Annotated in this window: 12 protein-coding genes; all 12 read left to right on the forward strand. The window is 58.6% G+C overall.

What is annotated here, in order from left to right; genetic code table 11:
* Positions 1 to 64 precede the first annotated feature (64 nt).
* The 12 genes from V9K67_RS06315 (at position 65) to fucP (ending at position 20,419) form a co-directional block, all read left to right on the forward strand.
* On the forward strand, positions 65 to 1,810 hold the full coding sequence (locus tag V9K67_RS06315) for a sensor histidine kinase (RefSeq protein ID WP_336720881.1): 1,746 nt from the start codon (positions 65 to 67) through the stop codon (positions 1,808 to 1,810).
* Positions 1,788 to 2,546: a LytR/AlgR family response regulator transcription factor gene (locus tag V9K67_RS06320; protein WP_336720883.1), complete on the forward strand. Its 759-nt coding sequence runs from the start codon at positions 1,788 to 1,790 to the stop codon at positions 2,544 to 2,546. The genes V9K67_RS06315 and V9K67_RS06320 overlap by 23 nt, the downstream gene beginning before the upstream one ends.
* A 380-nt stretch (positions 2,547 to 2,926) precedes the next feature.
* On the forward strand, positions 2,927 to 5,998 hold the full coding sequence (locus tag V9K67_RS06325) for a SusC/RagA family TonB-linked outer membrane protein (protein ID WP_336720885.1): 3,072 nt from the start codon (positions 2,927 to 2,929) through the stop codon (positions 5,996 to 5,998).
* 20 nt (positions 5,999 to 6,018) lie between these two features.
* Positions 6,019 to 7,440: a RagB/SusD family nutrient uptake outer membrane protein gene (locus tag V9K67_RS06330; RefSeq protein WP_336720887.1), complete on the forward strand. Its 1,422-nt coding sequence runs from the start codon at positions 6,019 to 6,021 to the stop codon at positions 7,438 to 7,440.
* A gap of 12 nt (positions 7,441 to 7,452) precedes the next feature.
* Positions 7,453 to 8,949: a sulfatase gene (locus tag V9K67_RS06335; protein ID WP_336720888.1), complete on the forward strand. Its 1,497-nt coding sequence runs from the start codon at positions 7,453 to 7,455 to the stop codon at positions 8,947 to 8,949.
* Positions 8,950 to 8,952: 3 nt separating this feature from the next.
* Positions 8,953 to 10,383, forward strand: coding sequence for an arylsulfatase (locus V9K67_RS06340; protein ID WP_336720890.1), 1,431 nt, complete (start codon positions 8,953 to 8,955; stop codon positions 10,381 to 10,383).
* 30 nt (positions 10,384 to 10,413) lie between these two features.
* Positions 10,414 to 11,799, forward strand: coding sequence for a sulfatase (locus V9K67_RS06345; protein ID WP_336720891.1), 1,386 nt, complete (start codon positions 10,414 to 10,416; stop codon positions 11,797 to 11,799).
* Positions 11,800 to 11,822: 23 nt separating this feature from the next.
* Complete coding sequence (locus tag V9K67_RS06350; RefSeq protein WP_336720892.1) at positions 11,823 to 13,286, forward strand: sulfatase; 1,464 nt, start codon at positions 11,823 to 11,825, stop codon at positions 13,284 to 13,286.
* 175 nt (positions 13,287 to 13,461) lie between these two features.
* Positions 13,462 to 14,502, forward strand: coding sequence for a LacI family DNA-binding transcriptional regulator (locus V9K67_RS06355; protein ID WP_336720893.1), 1,041 nt, complete (start codon positions 13,462 to 13,464; stop codon positions 14,500 to 14,502).
* Between the two features lie 370 nt (positions 14,503 to 14,872).
* Positions 14,873 to 17,767, forward strand: a complete 2,895-nt coding sequence (locus V9K67_RS06360; protein ID WP_336720894.1) for an endo-acting ulvan lysase-like protein — start codon at positions 14,873 to 14,875, stop codon at positions 17,765 to 17,767.
* Positions 17,768 to 17,881: 114 nt separating this feature from the next.
* Positions 17,882 to 19,012, forward strand: a complete 1,131-nt coding sequence (locus V9K67_RS06365; RefSeq protein ID WP_336720896.1) for an ROK family protein — start codon at positions 17,882 to 17,884, stop codon at positions 19,010 to 19,012.
* Between the two features lie 114 nt (positions 19,013 to 19,126).
* On the forward strand, positions 19,127 to 20,419 hold the full coding sequence (gene fucP, locus V9K67_RS06370) for an L-fucose:H+ symporter permease (RefSeq protein ID WP_336720897.1): 1,293 nt from the start codon (positions 19,127 to 19,129) through the stop codon (positions 20,417 to 20,419).
* The last annotated feature ends 38 nt before the right edge of the window (positions 20,420 to 20,457 follow it).

Consider the following 20,457-nt stretch of genomic DNA (forward strand, 5'->3'; position numbering starts at 1 on the left):
CGTATGCTGGTTCTCTCAAAATAAGACCAAAACTTGAGACATGTTTGCCGGACAAACATGTTTTATGAAACTGCTCCACCAAACTATGACAGCTGTAAAGCTCTATCCTTTCTCCATCCTTTCGGTTTTGTTGCTGCTATTGCAGGTACCTGCTTTCAGTCAAAGAACTGATACGGCCAAGGTCATTTATTCCGACAAAAACTCCTGGGAATACAAGATGGAAACAGGAAGGGATCCCTGGATGCGTACCCGCCGGAACCAGGATTTCCAGGTATATCACAAATACAGGCAGGAAAAGCAAGCGGTAACCAATGGCAGGCGGCATATAGCAAATGGCAGCTATTACGGCAATGCCACGCTAAACTGGCTGAATGACGTCAGTGAAATTGAACTGGCAGCCGCAGGAATTACCCGGCAGAATGCAGACAGCTTTATCTATCATGTGACGCTGAACGACAGTGTCGAGCTGGTTCCCTGGAGCAAGCCCCGGGAATTCCGGTCCGCCAATGGTTTCACCTATGCCTACCTGGGTAGGTTCGCCGCCGCCGGCAGGATAATTCGATTAGAGCTATATAAGACGGGGAAATACTTTGACCGTAGCGAATCGGTGTTCAACAGCCTTTATCTTCCCCCGGCAAAGCTGAAAAATGTAGTGCTTGCCTATAATGACAAATACCTGTTCAAACCCTACAAGCAGCATTTTATTCCCATCAGCAAACAGTTGCCCTTCGACACATCCGACTGGAAAAAGGACGCGATAAAGTTCCACTGGTCTGACAGCATCAATCACCTGCGCATAGAAATGGATGCCACCCTTCAGAACGATATGTACAATGTGTACCTGAAGCGCACTATAGACGGAAAGACGGACACCGCCTATATTTCCAACAACTGGGAAATGACGTACTACACGCCATGGCCTTTTTTCCGGATCAACAGTTCCTTTTTCAACCGGCCGGGCCGCTATGAAATTCTGGTGGTGCCGGAAGCTCCCGAGGATTTCCGGCATAATTCCAAAACCAGCGCCGTTTCTGTTCCCTTTACCGTACTGGCCAACGAAACGACGCTGTTTTCCCTGCAGCAGGTGCTGCTAGGGCTGGGCGGGGTGTTGCTGGCCGGTTCCCTGCTGTTTGCCTATGTCCATCGGCGGAACAAAAGTAGGCTCGCCCAGGCCGCCCAACAGCAGGAAATAGCCCGGCTCCAACTGACTTCCGTTCGCGCACAACTGAACCCGCACTTTGTGTTCAATGCCCTGGCAGGCATACAAAACCTGATCAACAAGAATGAAATCCTGGCGGCGAATTCCTACCTGTCGCGCTTTGCCCGCATCACCCGGGGCGTGCTGGACGAGCATAAGACGGACCTCGTCAGCATTACGGATGAAATGAAGTTGCTGCACGATTACCTGCAGATGGAACAGCTGCGTTTTGGCTTCCGCTACACCATCGAGGTGGATGAGGCCATGGACGTCACCAATACGGAGCTCCCGGCCATGCTGCTGCAGCCTTTTGCTGAAAATGCCGTCAAGCATGGCGTTGCCCGCTTGAAGGAGGGCGGCCTGATCGAGATCCGGCTGCGGCAACAGCACCATAACCTGGTGGCTTCCGTGCGGGATAACGGTCCTGGCTTCCTGGTGGAACGCCCCTCGGAAGGCCGGGGACTGGCATTGTCTAAAAAACGCATCGAACTTTTGAATACCTTTTACACGGAAACGCCGATCCTCCTGGACATCCAATCCGGTACAGGTGGGACCTTGGTTTCCATAACCCTTCAAAACTGGATGGAGCATGCGTGTACTGCTCGTGGATGACGAAGCGCCGAACCGGGAGAACCTGCAGGAACTCCTGAAACAGTACTGTCCCGAAGTAACGGTGGTGGCCGAGGCGGACAGCGTGGCGGAGGGCGTGGCGCTGATTCGCCGCCATGCCCCCGAACTGGTCCTGCTCGATATCCGGATGCAGGACGGGACGGGCTTCGACCTGCTGCAACAACTGGGGCAGGTGGATTTCGAAGTCATCTTTATCACCGCTTACGATCAATACGGCATCCAGGCCGTCAAGTATGCGGCCCTGGATTACCTGCTCAAGCCTGTCGATATTGGCGAACTGCAGGCGGCTATCGGGAAGGCACAGGTGAAGATCGGGCAAAAGCAAAAGAACGAGCGCATGGAATACCTGCTGGACTATCTCAACAGGGGCAGGGAGTTTCCGTCCAAAATCGCCCTGCCCCTTTTCCATGAAACATTGTATGTGGACGTAGCGGAAATAATCCGCTGTGAAGCCAACAACACCTATACCTATTTTTACCTGAGTTCCGGCGAGCAGGTGCTGGTTTCCCAAACCCTCAAAGAGTATGAACTGCTCCTGGAACCGCAAGGCTTCCTGCGCACCCACCAGTCGCACCTGGTCAACATCGCTTTTGTTCGCAGCTGGTTGAAGGAGGATGGCGGGTCCCTGTTGTTGAAAGACAAAACGAGGGTGCCGGTATCAAAACTAAACCGCGAAAAAGTGAAGGCGGTACTCCGCCGCCAGTTGGGCCTGCAGTAAGCGTTAGGCTGTGCCGATGCGAAAAATTATATTTTAAATTTCGTTGGAAGAACTGCTTTTTCTATATTTGTCCACATATTTAGTAGACTATTTGACCGGCCGTACTGTTAACCGCCAGCATGACCCGGTCCTTAACCCTAAACGCATACAGTAATGTATCTTCCCGTTTCCAATTCAACGTGTTCTTTGGCGGTGCAATCATCCTTTCGTTCTCCGGTAAACTTTTATTGTTAGCGCCTTTTATCCCGGTAGCCTGCAGCGCTATTCATGGGAAAAACCCGTGGTGAACCGTGCTGCCCGGTAGCCGGCTATGCATCTTTCCATTTCATTTATAACGATAAAAGACCTTCGCGAGAGGGTGGGAAATCTATTGCTACAACATGAGAACCGTTTTTACCGCAACCCCTGCTGATGCTTCCGTTTTTTTGCGCATAACCATGCTGTTGGTCTTGGTGGGCAGCATGCTCCTCAGCCGGGCCCAGACCAACATTACCCTTTCAGGAAAAGTGACCGACCAGTCGGGCAAGCTGCCCCTGGCCGGCGCTACGGTGCACATTAAAGGCACCACCCACGAAGTGGTGACCAACGACCGCGGGGAATTCAGCTTTCTTACCGGCCAGCGCCTGCCGGTCACCTATATCGTCAGCTACGTGGGCTATCTTACCCGGGAAGTGACGTCCACCACCGGCCAGGGATTTTCCATAGCTCTGGACCAGGGCAACAACCAGCTCAATGATGTGGTGGTGATCGGCTATGGCACGCAGAAGAGAAGCGACCTCACCGGCTCCATCGCCTCGGTGCCCCCCCAGGCCCTGAAACAGCCGGTCAGCTCGTTTGACAAGGCCCTCCAGGGTGCGGTAGCCGGCGTGCAGGTGACGCAAAGCAACGGCGCCCCCGGCAGCACCGCCAGCATCCGCATCCGCGGCGGCAACTCCATCACCGGCAAAAGCGAGCCGCTCTATGTCATCGACGGCTTTATCGTCTACAACAGCAATGCCGACGTGGATGCCGGCGTGACCAGCGGCGCGGGCCTCAATGCCCTTTCTACCATCAACCCCAGCGACATCGAATCCATCAGCGTATTGAAGGATGCCTCGGCCACCGCCATTTACGGCGCCCGGGGGGCCAACGGCGTCATCATCATTACCACCAAAAAGGGAAAGGCCGGCAAGAACGTGGTCACTTACGACGGGTCCTACGGCGTACAGGAAATCACCCGGCGCATCGATGTGCTGACGAGTGCGCGGGACTGGGCGCTGCTCAAAAACGAAGCCCGCGTGAATGCCGGCAAAACGCCTTATTATACAGAAGCGCAACTGGCCACCCTGGGCGAAGGTACGGACTGGCAGGGCGCCGCCTTTCATAAGGCCGCCCTTCAAAACCACCAGCTGAGCATCGCCGGCGGCGACGAACGCACCAGCTACTCCATTTCGGGCAATTATTTCAAACAGGACGGCATTTTGCGCAACACCAACTTTGAGCGCTACTCCACCCGCATCAACCTGGACCGCAATGTATCCTCCCGCTTTAAGGTGAGCACCAACTTTACGGCCAGCAAGGTGAAAACGCAGGTGGCCAGCGACAACGTGGTGCGCTCCCTGCTGCTGATGCCGCCTACCGTTCCCCTGAAAGATTCTTCGGGAAAGTACACCTACCAGAGCGAGTTCGAAACGCCCCTGGGCAACCCGGTGGCCACCCTCTACCAGGAAACCAACCAGTCGCAGACCTACCGCGTCCTGGGCAATATCTTTGGCGAGTACCGGCTGCTGGACGGCCTGAAGGCCAAGGTTTCCTTCGGCGCCGACGTTATTTCCAACAAGCAAAACCGCTACATCCCTTCCTCCATCTACCAGGGCGCCAATACGAACTCCACCGGCACGGCCTCCGTGGGCCATAAGATCACCAATACCTGGCTGAATGAAAATACCCTGAACTACGTCAAAAAGCTGGGCGCCCTGCATTCCTTCAACGCGGTGGCGGGCTTCACCCAGCAGGCGACCCGTTCGGAAAGGGTAGTGGCCGCCTCGCAGGGCTTCGTCACCGACCTGCTGTCGTACAACGACCTGGGCAGCGCTTCCACCTACAACCAGCCCACCTCCGGCTCCTTTGACGAAGGTCTCCGTTCCTTCCTGGGAAGGGTGAATTACTCCTTTGCCGACCGCTATTTGTTTACCGTCAGCGGGCGCGCGGACGGCTCCTCGCACTTCGGCGCGAAGAACAAGTGGGGGTATTTTCCCTCGGCGGCCTTTGCCTGGAACCTGGGCAAGGAATCGTTTCTTCCGCTTCCTTACGCGGTCAACAACCTCAAGCTGCGCCTGAGCGCCGGCGTTACCGGCAACCAGGAGATCAGTCCCTACCAGTCGCTGTCCACCCTCAACAACAACACCTACTTTTTCAACAACGTGACGGTGGTGGGCTTTTCGGCCAACCGCATCGCCAACGAGGAACTGAGCTGGGAAAAGACCACCCAGTACGACGCCGGCCTGGACGTAGACCTGTTCAAAAGCCGCATCAGCCTGACCGTGGACGTCTACTACAAACGCACGGACGACCTGCTGCTGAATGTGAATATTCCTTACACCACCGGTCAGTCCACCGCCTTGCTGAACTACGGCTCCGTTTCCAACAAGGGCCTGGAGCTGGCGCTGACGACCGAGAACCTGAGGGGCGCCCTCAACTGGAATACCAGCCTGGTGTTTTCGCTCAACCGAAATAAGGTGGAAAGCCTGGGCGACGGCATCGACTATATTATTTCCGGGGCTAGCATCGCCAGGGTAGGCGAACCCCTGGGAACCTTTTATGGCTTTAAAACGGACGGCCTGTTCCAAACCAAGGACGATATTTCCAAACTGCCGGTCTACCTGACCAAGAACAAGCCGGGCGACCAGCGGTACGTGGACCAGGACGGCGACGGCAGGATCACCGAGACGGGCGACCGTACGCTTATCGGCAACGCACAACCGAAATTTATCGGCGGCCTGACCAACAACTTTTCCTATAAAGGCCTGGATATAACCCTCTTCTTCCAGGGATCGTACGGCAACCAGGTGTTTAACCAGAACCGCCAGCAGCTGGAGCTGCTCAGCGGCCAGCAGAATGCATCGGTGACGGCCCTGCAGCGCTGGACGCCCACGAACCCGGGCAACCTGGTGCCCCGGGCCTTTGAAGACCCCGCGGCCGCCAACTCCGACCGCTTCGTGGAAGACGGCTCCTACCTGCGGCTGAAGAACCTGGTGGTGGGGTACACCCTCCCGCAGCGCTGGTCGCAAAAAGTCCGCTCCACGCAGGTGCGCCTGTACGTGACGGCGCAGAACCTGCACACCTGGACGAAGTACACCGGCTTCGACCCCGAAGTGAGCCGCAACGGCCAGACCACCCTGACCCAGGGGATCGACTATGCGCTTTATCCCAACGCCAAAACCATATCCGGGGGCCTGACCCTTTCCTTTTAACGAATCCATCGCTGTCTCTCATGAAAAAGCTTTTTTCCATAGTTGTCTTATCGGTTCTCTTTGCCTCCTGCGCCAAGCTCAAAGAGGAGCCGGATTCCGTGATCACCACCGGGCAGTTCTACCAAACCGCCGAGGAAGCGGTGGCCGCGGTGAACAGCATTTACAACGCGGCCCTGAACAACGGCGGCATCACCATGTACAACCGCCTGTTCAACCTGGCGTTCGAGATCCAGACCGATGACGTCATCGCCGGCCAACGGGTCACCAACATCGACGTGCGCGCTATGTCGTCGCTGACGCAGTCGACCACCAACGACCGGGTGGACGAGCTGTGGCGCGAGCATTACGTGGCCATCAACCGGGCCAACATCGCCATCGACCGGGTACCCCAAATCGATATGGACACGGTGCTCCGGAAGCGCCTGGTGAACGAAGCCCGGTTTTTAAGAGGGCTGCTGTATTTCAACCTGGTACGCCTCTGGGGCAGGGTGCCGCTGGTGCTGCACGAGTCCACCACCCTGGGCAAGGACGCCATCCAGGTGGGCCAGGCTTCCGTGGAGGAGGTGTATGCCCAGGCCATCGCCGACCTGCAGGCGGCGGAGCAGCTGCCCGCCACCTACGCGGCCGCCGATGCCGGCAGGGCCACGTCCGGGGCCGCCAAATCCCTGCTGGCCAAGCTGTACCTCACCCGCAGGGAATGGGACAGGGCGGCCGCCAAAAGCCTCGAAGTGATCAACGGCCCCTATGGCTATGACCTGTTCCAGAACTTTGCCGACGTCTTCAACGTCGCTACGAAAAACGGCAAGGAGCACATTTTTTCCGCCCAGTGCAAGGGCGGCAACGGGCAGGGCAACCGCCTGGCTTCTTCCTGCACGCCCGTTGGCATCCCGGGGGTGGCCTCCGCCGGCACCGACGAACCCAATGCCGGCGTGTACGCCCTGTTCAGCGCATCCGACAAGCGCCGCGACGTGACCTTCTTCACCTCCCTGGTCAGCCCCACCAACGGCAGGACCTACACCTTCGCGCCCCGCTTTTACAAATACTTTGACCCGGCCAATATGGCCACGCCGACCGAGTCGAACCAGAACGTCCCCGTGATCCGTTTTGCCGAAGTGTTGTTGATTTATGCCGAAGCGCTCAACGAGGCGAACGGCCCGGGAACGGAAGCCTATGGGGCCATCAACCGGGTGCGCCGGCGGGCCGGCCTGGACCCCCTTCAAAACCTGTCGCAGGACCAGTTCCGCGAAGCGGTTTACCTGGAAAGGCGGCTGGAGCTGCTGTTTGAATTCCAGCGCTGGTTCGACCTGATTCGCACCCGCCGCATGGTGGCCGCCCTGCATGCCGCCGGCAAGACCAATGCGGCCGAAAAGCACTACCTCCTGCCCATCCCGCAGCGCGAAATCGACCTCAATCCCCGGCTGGTGCAAAACCCGGGCTGGTAATTTCAAAAACTTTTGAAACCGATACGACACAACAAGATGATTCAAAAAAAGCACCTGCTTTATTTTTCCGGCCTTTTGCTGGCCCTTTTCTGCGCCCGCGGCTCCTTCGCGCAAAGCGCGGGCAGCCGGCCCAATATCCTGTTCATTTACATGGACGACCTGGGCTGGACCGACGTGGCCCACGGCAGCACCTTTTACGAAACGCCCCATATCGACCGGCTGGCCAAAGAAGGCCTTTCCTTCAGCCAGGCCTATTCGGTGGGCCCCAACTGCGCCCCCAGCCGGGCCTCGCTGCTGACGGGCAAGTACACGCCCCGGCACGGCGTATTTACCGTGGGCACCTCCGAAAGGGGTGACTCCACCCAGCGCCGGCTGGTGCCGGTACAAAGCAACCCCCTGCTGGCGCCTTCCTTTGTTACCATCGCCGAGGAACTGAAAAATGCCGGCTATGCCACGGGCCTCATCGGCAAATGGCAGCTGGGCAACCAGAAGGGCGGCACCGGCCCCCGCCAGCAGGGATTCGATTTCGTAGTCTCCGGCAGCCCGGGCACCCCCTCTTATTTTTATCCCTATACCAAAGGCGGCAAACCCGGCGCGCCGCACGAAGGCCTGGAAAAGGGCCGGGAAGGGGAGTACCTCACCGACCGGCTGACCGATGAAGCCATCGGCTTTCTGCAACAGCGCCGCGAGCAGCCGTTCTTCCTCTACCTCTCTTATTTTGCCGTGCATACCCCCATCCAGGCCAAGGAAGAAAAGATCCAAAAATATAGGGCCAAAAAGGGCAATGCCTACCACAACCAACCGGTCTACGCCGCCATGCTGGAAAGCGCCGACGAAGGCGTGGGACGGGTACTGGAGGCCCTGGAAGCATTAAAGATTGCAGACAATACGGTGGTGGTCTTTTATTCCGATAACGGCGGCTACGGGCCGGCATCCGGCCAGTACCCGCTCCGGGGCGCCAAGGGAATGCTGTACGAAGGTGGTGTTCGGGTACCCCTGATCGTGAAATGGCCCGGAAAAACAAAGGCCGGGTCGATAGAAGCTACCCCGGTGATCGGTGTGGACTTTTACCCTACGCTCCTGGACATTGCCGGCGTACGCCGGCCGCTGAACGCCCAGGTGGACGGGAAGAGCTTTTTGCCCCTGCTGCTGCACAACGGCACCCTGCAGCGCGACGCCCTGTACTGGCATTTTCCCGCCTACCTCGAAGGCTATAACGGCGATAAGCGCCATACCGACATTTTCCGTACCCGCCCGGTCAGCGCCGTACGCTCCGGCGACTACAAGCTGCTGCAGTTTTACGAAGACGGCCGCCTCGAATTGTACAACCTCAAAGAAGACATCGGCGAAACAAAGGATTTGTCGAAACAGCAACCGCAGAAAACCAAAGAGCTGCTGGCCCAACTGGAAGCCTGGAAAAAAAGCGTGAACGCCCCCGTGCCTTCCGTTCCCAACCCTTATTACGATCCCAATGCCAAACCGAAGCTGGTTTCGGCCAATAACGATTAAATTATGAAGATTCGCTCCCTGATTCAACGGCTGTTTTTCGTGGCCGCTACCGCTGCCCTGGCCCCCGCTGCCCGGGCGCAACAAGACCGTCCCAACATCATCATCATCGTGGCCGACGACCTGGGCTGGAACGACGTGGGCTACCACAACCCGAAGATCGTTTCGCCGAACCTGGACGCGCTGGCCAAAAGGGGCGTGGAGCTGACCCGCTTTTACGTGGCGTCCATTTGCAGTCCCACCCGTGCCGGGCTGCTGACCGGCAAATACCCCGACCGCTTCGGTATCCGCAATGAAGTGATCCGGCCCAACATGATCGGCGGCCTGCCGCTGGAAGAAAAGACCCTGGCCGATGTATTGGCCAGTGCCGGATACGAGCGCCGGGGCGCCTTTGGCAAATGGCACCTGGGGCATTCCGATGCCCGGTACCACCCCCTGAACCGCGGCTTTACCTACTATTACGGCCATTACAATGGCGCCATCGATTATTATTCGCACTACCGCAACGGCGCGCTGGACTGGCACCGCAATTTTGAAGCAAGCAACGATACCGGCTATTCGGTGGAGCTGGTAGCGAAGGAAGCGGCCGCCTTTATCAAGGAAGCGCCTGCCGGCAAGCCGTTCTTCGCCTACGTAGCCTTCAACGGCGTGCATTCGCCGGTACAGGCCCGCCCGCAGGACCTGGCCCGCAACGGCTATGATGCCTCCAAACCCTCCGAGGGCATCCCCGGCGGGGGCGGGCAGCCGGGCGAATACAACGGCGCCGACTTCGGCACCCGCGGCAAGGGCAACAACCTGCGCCAGACGTTTTCCGCTATGGTCACCGGCCTGGACGACGGCATCGGCCGCATCTGGGCCGCCCTGGAAGAAAAAGGCATTTCGGACAATACCCTCATCTGGTTTTTAAGCGACAACGGCGGCATCCCCCGCTTTGGCGGCAACAACGAGCCGCTCCGGGGCACGAAACATACAGAGTGGGAGGGGGGCGTGCGCAGCACCTCCCTGGTGTATTGGAAAGGCAGGTTCGAAGGCGGGAAAAAAGCCGGCGAGGTCATGGGCTTCGTGGACGTGCTGCCCACCCTCAGCTCCCTGGTACGGGCGAACGCGCCCCGGGCGGTTGACGGCAAAAATATCCAGGAAGGCATCCGGGGCAGCCAGTTGCCGGAACGGGTGTTCTTCCTGGGAAAGGAAGCCGTGGTGTCCGGCCGCTGGAAGCTGAACGAAGGACAGCTGTTCGACCTGTCGGCCGACCCTTCGGAGACCACCAACGTGGCGGCTGCTCATCCCGGTGAACTGGCGCGGCTGTCGAAAGCCCTGGCGGAGTATAAAAAGATCGTTATCCCCACGCCCTTCCCTTCCCGGCCGCAGGGCTGGCGACCCCCGGAAAACTGGGCCATCCCCGGCGCCCCCGAAACCCAAAGCGCCCGCATTAACTGATTTTCAAAAAATAGCATGAAGCACCCATTTATGAAACGTTCTCCTTTTCTTTCTCTTTTCCTCCTGGCGCTTTCGGCCCTGGCGCAACCGGCGGTCAATGCCCAGGGGCAACCGCCCAACGTGCTCTTTATTGCCGTGGACGACCTGAACGACTGGGCCGGTCCCTTCGGCGGCTACCCGGGTATTAAAACGCCTCACCTCGACCAACTGGCCAGGGACGGCCAGATCTTTACCCACGCCTATTGCTCCGCCCCGGCCTGCAACCCTTCGCGGGCCAGCCTGCTCACCGGCGTGCGCCCCTCCACCTCGGGCGTTTATCACAACAACCAGCCCTGGCGCCCCGTGCTGAAAGACGCCGTGACCCTGCCCCAGTACTATACCGCCAACGGCTACGAGGTACAGGGCATCGGCAAGATTTTCCATGACGCCTATAACGATGCCGCCTCCTGGCCGGTCTACCACAAAGTGGTGCCCTCACCCCAGCCGGCGGCCGCCCCGGTAAACGGTTTTCAGAACTTTGACTGGAGCGCCGTGCCGGCAACCGACGAGGACATGGGCGATTACCAGAACGTGCAAAAGGCCATCGGGTTCTTGCAAACGCCCCGCAGCAAGCCGTTCTTTTTAGCCGTGGGCTTTACCCGCCCGCACCTGCCCTGGTACGTGCCCAAAAAATATTACGACCTCTACCCCCTGGAATCGATTACGCTGCCCAAAACGGCGAAAAAAGACCTCGAAGACGTACCGGCCGCCGGCGTGAAAATCGCGGCGCCGCAGGGTGACCACAAATATATCGTGGAGCACGACCAGTGGAAGAAGGCCGTGCAGGGCTACCTCGCCAGCATCACCTTTGCCGATGCGCAGATCGGCCGCCTGCTGGAGGCCCTCAAAAGCTCGCCGCACGGCCGCAACACCATCATCGTGCTGTTCGGCGACCACGGCTGGCATTTAGGGGAAAAAGAACACTGGCGCAAGTTCGCCCTCTGGGAAGAAGCGGTACGGGTGCCCTTCTTCGTGGTAGCGCCCGGCATAACGAAGCCCGGCTCCGTTTCCGCCCGCCCGGTTAACCTGATGGACATCTACCCCACGCTGCTGCAGCTGTCGCAGCTGCCGCCCAAGCCCGGGCTGGAAGGCAACAGCATCGTGCCCCTGCTCAGGAACCCCGAAGCCACCTGGAAGCACCCCTCCCTGACCACCCACGGCCTGGGCAACCACTCCTTGCGCTCCGAACGCTGGCACTACGTCCATTATAAGGACGGGTCGGAAGAACTGTACGACCATGAGCAGGACCCGCAGGAATGGAACAACCTGGCCCGGGATGCCCGCTACGCTTCCGTGAAGGCCGAACTGGCCGCCTTCCTGCCGAAGGTCGATGCACCCAATGCACCCACCCACCAAAAAGGATCAAAACTGGATTAAGCAACTCTTTAATTTCTCCTTTCATGAAACGTTCTCTGTTTTTTCATCAGGCGTCCCGGCTGGCGGCCGCCCTGTCCGCCGCTTTTATCATCAGCGGTTTTGCACCTGCCCGGGCCGAAGACCCGAGGCCCAAAAAGCCGTACAACGTATTGTTCATCGCGATTGACGATCTCAACAACGAGCTGGGGTGCTACGGTTCCCCGGTGGTCAAGTCGCCGAATATCGACCGGCTGGCAGCCCGCGGGGTGAAGTTCGTGCGGGCCTACAACCAGTTCCCGCTTTGCAGTCCCAGCCGCTCTTCGCTGCTCACCGGCTACCGTCCCGACGTGACCGGGATCTACGAGCTGCAAACGCACTTTCGCAAAAACCTGCCGGGCGTCGTGACGCTGCCCCAGCTGTTTAAGAACAACCAGTATTTCAGCGCCCGGGTGGGCAAGATCTTCCATTACGGCGTGCCGGGCCAGATCGGCACCAACGGCCTCGATGACTCCCTTTCCTGGAGCCTGCGGGTCAATCCCTACGGACGCGATAAGGTCGAAGAATCCAAGGTGGTGAACCTCACCCCGGACCGCGGCTTGGGCAGCGCTCTTTCGTACTATATTGCCGACGGTGCCGACAACGAGCAGACCGACGGCAGGATCGCCGACGAAGCCATCCAGCTGCTGCAGCAGAAAAAAGACGAACCCTTCTTCCTGGCCGTAGGCTTTTTCCGTCCGCATACGCCCTACGTAGCGCCTAAAAAGTATTTTGACCTCTATCCCCTTGAAAGCATTCCCCTGGCGAAAAGCGTGGAGAACGACCTGGCCGACGTGCCGGATGCCGCCCTCTTTACGAAGCCGGCCCACTGGGGCCTGAACGAGGATGCCCAGAAGCAGTCGCGCCGGGCGTATTATGCGGCCATTTCGTTCATGGATGCCCAGGTAGGAAGGGTGCTGGACGAGCTGGACCGGCTGAAGCTGACCGAAAACACGGTGGTGGTGCTGTGGAGCGACCATGGTTACAATACCGGCGACCACGGCCAGTGGATGAAGCAAAGCCTGTTTGAAAAGTCGGCCCGCGTGCCCCTGATCATTTCCGTGCCGGGAGGCGTCAAAGGAAAGGCTTCGCCCCGCACCGTGGAACTGCTCGATATTTATCCCACCCTCAGCGAGCTGGCCGGCCTGCGCAGCCCGCAGAAGGTGCAGGGCACCAGCCTGGTACCCCTGTTGAAGAACCCCGAAGCTGCCTGGAACCTGCCCGCTTATACACAGGTAAAACGCAGGGACCTGATGGGCCGCAGCGTGCGTACCGAACGGTGGCGCTATACCGAGTGGGACGAAGGCCGTGCCGGCGCGGAGCTGTACGACCACCAGAACGATCCCGGTGAATTTACCAACCTGGCCCAGGATCCCCGCTTCAGCGGGCAGGTAAAAGAGCTGGCCGCCCTGCTGCGCAAAAACGATAGGGAATCCAAACAGCTGACCGCCGCCCTTCCCCATCTTCCATAAGAATTTCGGATTTCGGATTTCGGATTTCGTCTCGCCTTGGGCGAGATTGACTGCAGGAAGACTCCTACTCCTTTCAAGGGGATCCGAAATCCGAAATCCGAAATTTCCATGGGTGTGCTAAACAATTTTTTTTATTTAGCGCCTTTCTTTGGAATTTGCCCTCCAAACCACGGCCATGAAGAAAAAGGTATCGATCCACGACATTGCCAGACACCTCGGGGTTTCCGCCACCACGGTCTCCTTTGTGCTCAATGGAAAGGCGGAGGAAAAACGCATCTCCGAAGACCTGCGCAAACGGATCGAGGACTATGTCAAAGAAATCGGGTACCGCCCCAACCTGGTGGCCAAAAGCCTGCGCACCGGCCAGAGCCGCCTCATCGCCATGCTGGTGGAAGATATTTCCGACCCCTTCTTTTCTTCCATCTGCGGCATCGTGGAGCAACGGGCCTACAAGCTGGGCTACCGCATTTTTTACGCCTCCACGGAAAACGATACCGAAAAGACCCGCACCCTCATCCGCATCTTCCAGGAACGGCAGGTCGACGGCTTCATCATCGCCCCGCCCCCCGGCATTGAAGACGATATCAAGGCACTCGAGGAGGAAAACATTCCGGTGATCCTGTTCGACCGCTACTTCCCGGGCTTTGCCACCAACAACGTACTGATCGACAATTTCGGCGGCGCCTACGAAGCCGTGCGCCACCTGCAGGAGCGGGGCTACGGGCAGGTAGGCTTCGTTACCCTCACCTCCGAGCAGTCGCAGATGCAGGACCGCCTGGGCGGCTACCTCAAGGCCGTGAAGGAGCAGGGTACGACGAAGTGCGTGCTCAAAATTCCTTTTCACCAGGATAATGCAAAGGCGGTGGAAAAGATCCGGGCTTATTTGCAAAAGCATCCCGAGCTGGACGGCATCCTGTTCGCCACCAACTACCTGGCGGTGAGCGGGCTGGAGGCGATCGGCAGCCTGGACCGGAAAATCCCCGACGAGCTGGGCATCATCGGTTTTGACGACAACACCCACTTCAACCTGTTCTCACCCTCCATTACCGCCGTGGCCCAGCCTATTCCCGAGATCGCCGAAGGGGTGCTGCAGATGCTGCTGAAGTGCCTGGAACAAGGCAAAAAAGGTATTTTGAAGAAAGAAACGGTGGTGCTGCCCACCCGCCTGGTGGTCCGCAAATCGTGTACGGAAAAGCACAAGACGGCCGCCGTGTAGGGGGCTTGCGTAAAACCTCTCCCCCGCCCCGCCTTCGATGTGGCACCCCCTCCCCACATAGGGAGGGGGATCGTAGCTTCGCGGCAGTACAGCATAAACGAAAGAAAGAATAGTAAGAACCAAAGTCTTACTGGCAGGCCAATTTTTGTTTCTGCCTTGCAGGCGCTTCTCCCGCGAAGCCACGAAACCCCTCCCTATGTGGGGAGGGGTCGCCGCACCGAAGGTGTGGCGGGGGAGAGGTTTCCCTTACGCCCTAAATTTTTTTTACCTTTTTTGCTAAATCGATTTAGGAACTTGTTATCTTTACTTTCTCGAAACGGATGGGTTTATGGGCATGACCCCCAAAACCGCTTTTAAGACGCATTGCCAGATGAAACAAAAAACACTTTCTACCAACCATACTTCCCGGAAAAGCCCCAAACGGGCGGCTGCCAAAGCCGGCCTGATAGGCGCGTTCCTGCTGGCGGCCGTCCTGGGCAGCGCCCAGGAAATAAAGGTTCCCGACTTTCCCGGTACCGGCCACCCCCGCCTGCTGACCAGCAACAGCGAAAAAGCCTCCCTGCTGGCGCAACTGGCGGCAAACCCCCAAATCCGCGAACACTACCAAACGATCCGCAAAAACATTGACGCCTACGTGGACCGCCACCAGGCGGACAGTACCTGGATCGTTTCGCGCCTGCAGCTGTATTGGAAGACCAAAGCTTCGGAGGTTTATGTAAAAGGACCGGTTTATTCCCACGCCTCCGGCCAGGCCCCCGTGCCGACGGTCCGCTTTACCGGCGCCCGCGATGCTACTTCCAACTACACCGCTCCCAAGCTCGAAGACATCCTTCCTTACATGGACGACCCCCGCGGCCTGTACCTGCTCAACCGCACCACCAACACCCTGGAATGGACCGACCCCGCCAAGGCCGGCCGCGTGGTGGAAAGCATCAACCGCTCCCTCCTAAACATGGCCCAGTCGGCCGCCTTCGTGTACTGGCTGACCGGCGAGGAAAAGTATGCGCAGTTCGCCTTCGACCTGTTTGACACCTATATGACGGGCATGTACTACCGAAAAGAACCGGTGGATCTTTCGCACAGCCACATCCAGACCCTCGTCGGCCTGTCCTCCTTTGAAGTGATCCACGAGGACATCCTTACCGAGCTGGCCCCGACCTACGATTTTTTGTACGCCTATATCCAAAAAAAGGCGCCCCAAAAGCTTTCCCTCTACGCCGACACCTTTAAAAAATGGGCGGACCTCATTATCAGGAACGGCGTGCCTTTTAACAACTGGAACCTGTTCGAGGCCCGCTTTATTTCCCTCATCGCCATGGTGCTGGAGGCAGACAAGGACTACAAGGACGGCCGGGGCATGCAGTACTACCTCGACCAGATCCTGAATAAAGATGCTACCCGCCAGTGGGCCTTTACCACCCTGGTGAAAAAAGGCTTTGATCCCAAAACGGCCCTTTGGAGCGAATGCCCGGGCTATTCGGTGAACGTGGTGGGCGATTTTACCGGCTTTGTGCAGCTCTTCGACCGCCTCCTGCACTTTGATCTATTGCAACAGGTGCCCCTCATCGAAAAATCGGTGCTGGCCACCGCCCAATACCTCTATCCCAATGGGTATACCGTGGGCTTTGGCGACACCCATTACGGCCGCCTGTCCACCGCCCCCGCGGAGCAACTGGTACAGAACGCCCAAAAGAATAACAAGCCCGCACAGGAAGAACGTTTTACGGGCTTCGTCAAAATGATCGAAGCGCTGAACCGCCAAACCGCCGGTTACGGCGGCACGGCTGCAGGCGGGCATGGGGGCGGCGGCCTGAACGCCCTGCTGAACCGGTCCGCCTTTTCCCTAAAGGCATCCATACCGGCTGGCCGGCTGGAAGACTTTGTGAGCCCCACCTTTTATGCGCCCAACGTGAGCTACTTCGTACAGCGCAACGGCCTCGACCCCGTCAACGGGCTGATGATCTCGCAGGCCGGCTCCGAAGGCAACCATGCCCACGCCAACGGCATCGCCATGGAGCTTTTTGGAAAAGGGGTGGCCCTGGCCCCTGAAATGGGCATCGGCACCTCCTACTTCCAGCCCGACTATGCCGAATACTATTCGCAGTTCCCGGCACACAATACCGTGGTGGTCGACGGCATCTCGGCCTACCCGACCATGAAAAGCCACCATGGCTTTACCGTAAAAAGCTGCTACCCGGCCCCGGAAATGAAGAAAGGCATTTTCCCTTCCGTCACTTTTTCGGACCTCTATTTTCTGGAGCCCGAAACCAATGCCGATCAGGACCGTACCATGAGCATTATCCGCACCTCGGATTACACGGGCTATTACGTGGACGTGTTCCGGTCGCGGCGGAAGGAGGGCGGCGACAAGCGCCACGATTATTTTTACCACAACCTGGGCCAGCAGCTCGAGGTAACGGCCGCCGACGGCAGTGCCCTGGCACTGCAGCCCACCGACAAGCCGGCCTTTGCCGACGGCGACCTCTTTGCCTACGACTACCTCTGGGACCGCCGCTCGGTAAAAACGGCAAAAGATATCAGCGCCACCTACCGACTGAACGTTCCGGGAAGGGAGGAAGTGCGGATGCACGTCTGGATGAAAGGGGTTGGGGGCCGCGAGCTGTTCACGGTGAAGGCGCCGCCCTCCAAAGCGTTCCGGCACGATGCGATGATCCCCGATTCCATTGCGTCCCTGCCGATCCATACCCTTATGGCCCGGCAGACCGGCGAGGCCTGGAGCCGCCCCTTTGTGGCGGTGTACGAGCCTTCCTCCGGCAATACGCCTCCCTCCATCCGTTCCATTTCCCCGCTGGTTTTTGCCAATGCGGCCGGCGTGGAAGGGATTCGGGTAGAGGGTGTACGGGGCGACCGCCAGTATATTTTCTCCGGCGACGGCAGGGGAGGAGCGGTGTACGGCGATAAGGCCTTTACCGGCACCTATGCCGTCATCCATGAAGAAAAGGACGGGAAGGGGTACCTGTTCCTCGGCAACGGCGAAAAACTGGCATCAGGCGGGTATGCGCTTGCCGCCAAAGCGGGCAGCGTAGCGGCCACCCTGGACCGGACGGCCGAAGGGATCTTTGTTGCGGCCAGCCGGCCGGTAACGCTGACCCTTCCGGCGGAAGCTTTGGGCAAAAAGACCGTTATCCGGCTGACTGCCGAAGGCAAACAGCTTTCCCTTACAGGCAAAAAAGGAACCCGGAACGGGAAGGCGGTGCTGTCGTTTGAGCTGCCCGCCCTGCCCTACATCAAAATTCTGAATTGAGCAACCAGAACAAACCATCACAAAACCGTAGCCGTTGGCAGGGGCGGAGCGCCTTTATCCCAACGGCTTTATCCGGAACATTTGCTAAAACGATAAACCAACTCATTTTACTTTATGACCTTCAAGTACGATAAACGGACGGTGCTGACGCTGGATGCCGGGGGAACCAACTTTGTGTTCTCCGCCATCCGGGGCAACGAGCCGGTGACCGAACCCCTTTGCCTGCCCTGCTATGCCGAAGACCTGGAAAAATGCCTGGAGATCTTTGTCCAGGGATTCACCGCCATCATGGAGCGGCTGGAAGAGCCGCCGGTGGCCATCTCCTTTGCCTTTCCCGGTCCCGCCGACTACCCCGGCGGCATCATCGGCGGCCAGCTGCCCAACCTGCCCGCCTTCCGCGGGGGCGTGGCCCTGGGCCCTTTTCTGGAAGAAGCCTTCGGCCTTCCGGTCTTTATCAACAACGACGGCGACCTCTTTGCCTACGGCGAGGCACTGGCGGGTGTTTTACCCGCGATGAACAAACAGCTGGAAGCTGCCGGCAGCGCCAAACGCTTCCGCAACCTGCTGGCCCTGACCCTGGGCACCGGCTTTGGCGCGGGCGTGGTCATCGGCGGCGAGCTGCTGATCGGCGATAACTCCTGCGGGGCCGAGATCTTTCCGAGCCGCAACCACAAATATCCCGACTACATCGTGGAGGAAAGCGTGAGCATCCGGGCGGTGAAACGCGTCTATGCCCGCCTGTCGGACGACCCCACCAACCTGACACCCAAAGAGATCTTCGACATCGCCGAAGGCACCCGCCCCGGCAACCGGGAAGCGGCCCGCCAGTCGTTTGCCGAACTGGGCGAGATCGCCGGCGACGCCATTGCCAACATCATTGCCATGCTCGACGGCCTGATCGTGATCGGCGGCGGCCTGGCCGGCGCCCACAAGTACTTCATGCCTTCCCTGATGGCCCAGTTGAACGGCACCATCGCCATGATGGACGGCACGGTGCTGCCCCGCATTCCCGCCCGGGTGTACAACCTCGAAGAGGAAAGCGGCCTGGAAGCCTTCCTGAAAGGATCGACTACCCGGATCCAGGTGCACGGCACTAACCGCCTGGTGGATTATGACGGGGCCAAGCGCACCGGCGTGATCCTGTCGCGGCTGGGCGCCAGCAAGGCCATTATGCTGGGGGCCTATGCCTTTGCCCTGAACGAGCTGGATAAGAAGGCCTCCTTTGTGGCGTCTTCCCTGCTCTAACCTTTTTGCCGTTGCTCCGGCCCCGCTGGACGAAAGGTTTTGAAAATGCCCCCATTGTTCCGGATTTTCGAATTTCCTGGTTACCCGATATTGTAAACAACCAAACAAACGACCATGTCCCTTTTATTGGAAAAACAACAAACGATTGCTCCCTCCGCGGCGCCCCCAAAAGCCCGCTTTACTGAAAAGAAATTCCTCGTTACCCTGGTGTTCGTCACCTCCCTGTTCCTGCTGTGGGGACTGGCCATCTCCATGGGCGACGTGCTGAACAAGCACTTCCAGAACGTGCTCAACGTGTCCAAGGCCGACTCCACCCTGGTACAGTTCTCCATCTTTACCGCCTATGCCGTCATGGGTATCCCGGCCGGCCTGTTTATGAAAAAGTTCGGCTACAAGAACGGCGTGCTGCTGGGACTGCTGCTCTACGCCGCCGGGGCCTTCCTGTTCGTGCCGGCCGCCAATGCCGAATCCTTTACCTTCTTCCGCCTGGCCCTGTTCGTGCTGGCCTGCGGCCTGGCCACCCTGGAAACCGTTGCCCACCCCTTCGTGGCGTCCCTGGGCGACCAGCGCACCTCCGACCAGCGCATCAACTTTGCCCAGTCGTTCAACGGCCTGGGTGCCATCATCGGCCCCTTTATCGGTGCCGAAGTGCTCTTTGGCGCCGGCGAAGCTGCGGGCAGTGAAGGACTGGCTTCGGTAAAAACCCTCTACATCGTCATCGGCTCGGTGATCGCCGCTATTGCCCTTGCCTTCAGCTTTGTAAAGGTGCCGAAGCTGCAGGATCCCCATGCCATCGTGGAGGCCGAGGCCGACGCCTATGCCGTTCCCTCCGATGTGGAAGACCTCAAACACCCAAGAAAGCTGTTCCAGCACCGCCACTTCGTGTGGGCGGCCATCACCCAGTTCTTCAACGTGGCGGCGCAGGCCGGCACCTGGGCGTTCTTCATCAACTTCGGCGTGGAGAAAATGGGTTTTACCGACCAGCAGGCCAGCCGCTACATGATGCTCTTTATGGTGATGATGATGGTGGGCCGCTTCGTGGGTACGGCGCTGATGCGGTTTATCGCCCCCAACAAGCTGCTGGCGACCTTTGCCCTCGGCAGCATCATCTGTTGCCTGGTGGTGGCGCAAAGCCTGGGCTGGACCTCCTTTATCGCCCTGCTGATGATCAACTTTTTCTTCAGCATCATGTTCCCCACCATCTTCTCCCTGGGCTTAAAGAACCTGGGGCCCAAAACGCAGCAGGGTTCTTCCTTTATCGTGATGGGTGTTGTGGGCGGAGCCGTCTTCCCCTACTTCATGGGCCTGATTGCCGACAAGGACATCGCCCATGCCTACTACCTGCCCATCCTTTGCTACGCCATCATCTTTATGTTCGGTGCGAGGCTGTATAAGGTGAGGAAATAAGGGCCACTGCCTGTTGACTATTGACTATTGACTATTGA

Source organism: Huijunlia imazamoxiresistens (assembly GCF_037132455.1).
GTDB lineage: Bacteria > Bacteroidota > Bacteroidia > Chitinophagales > Chitinophagaceae > Flavisolibacter > Flavisolibacter imazamoxiresistens.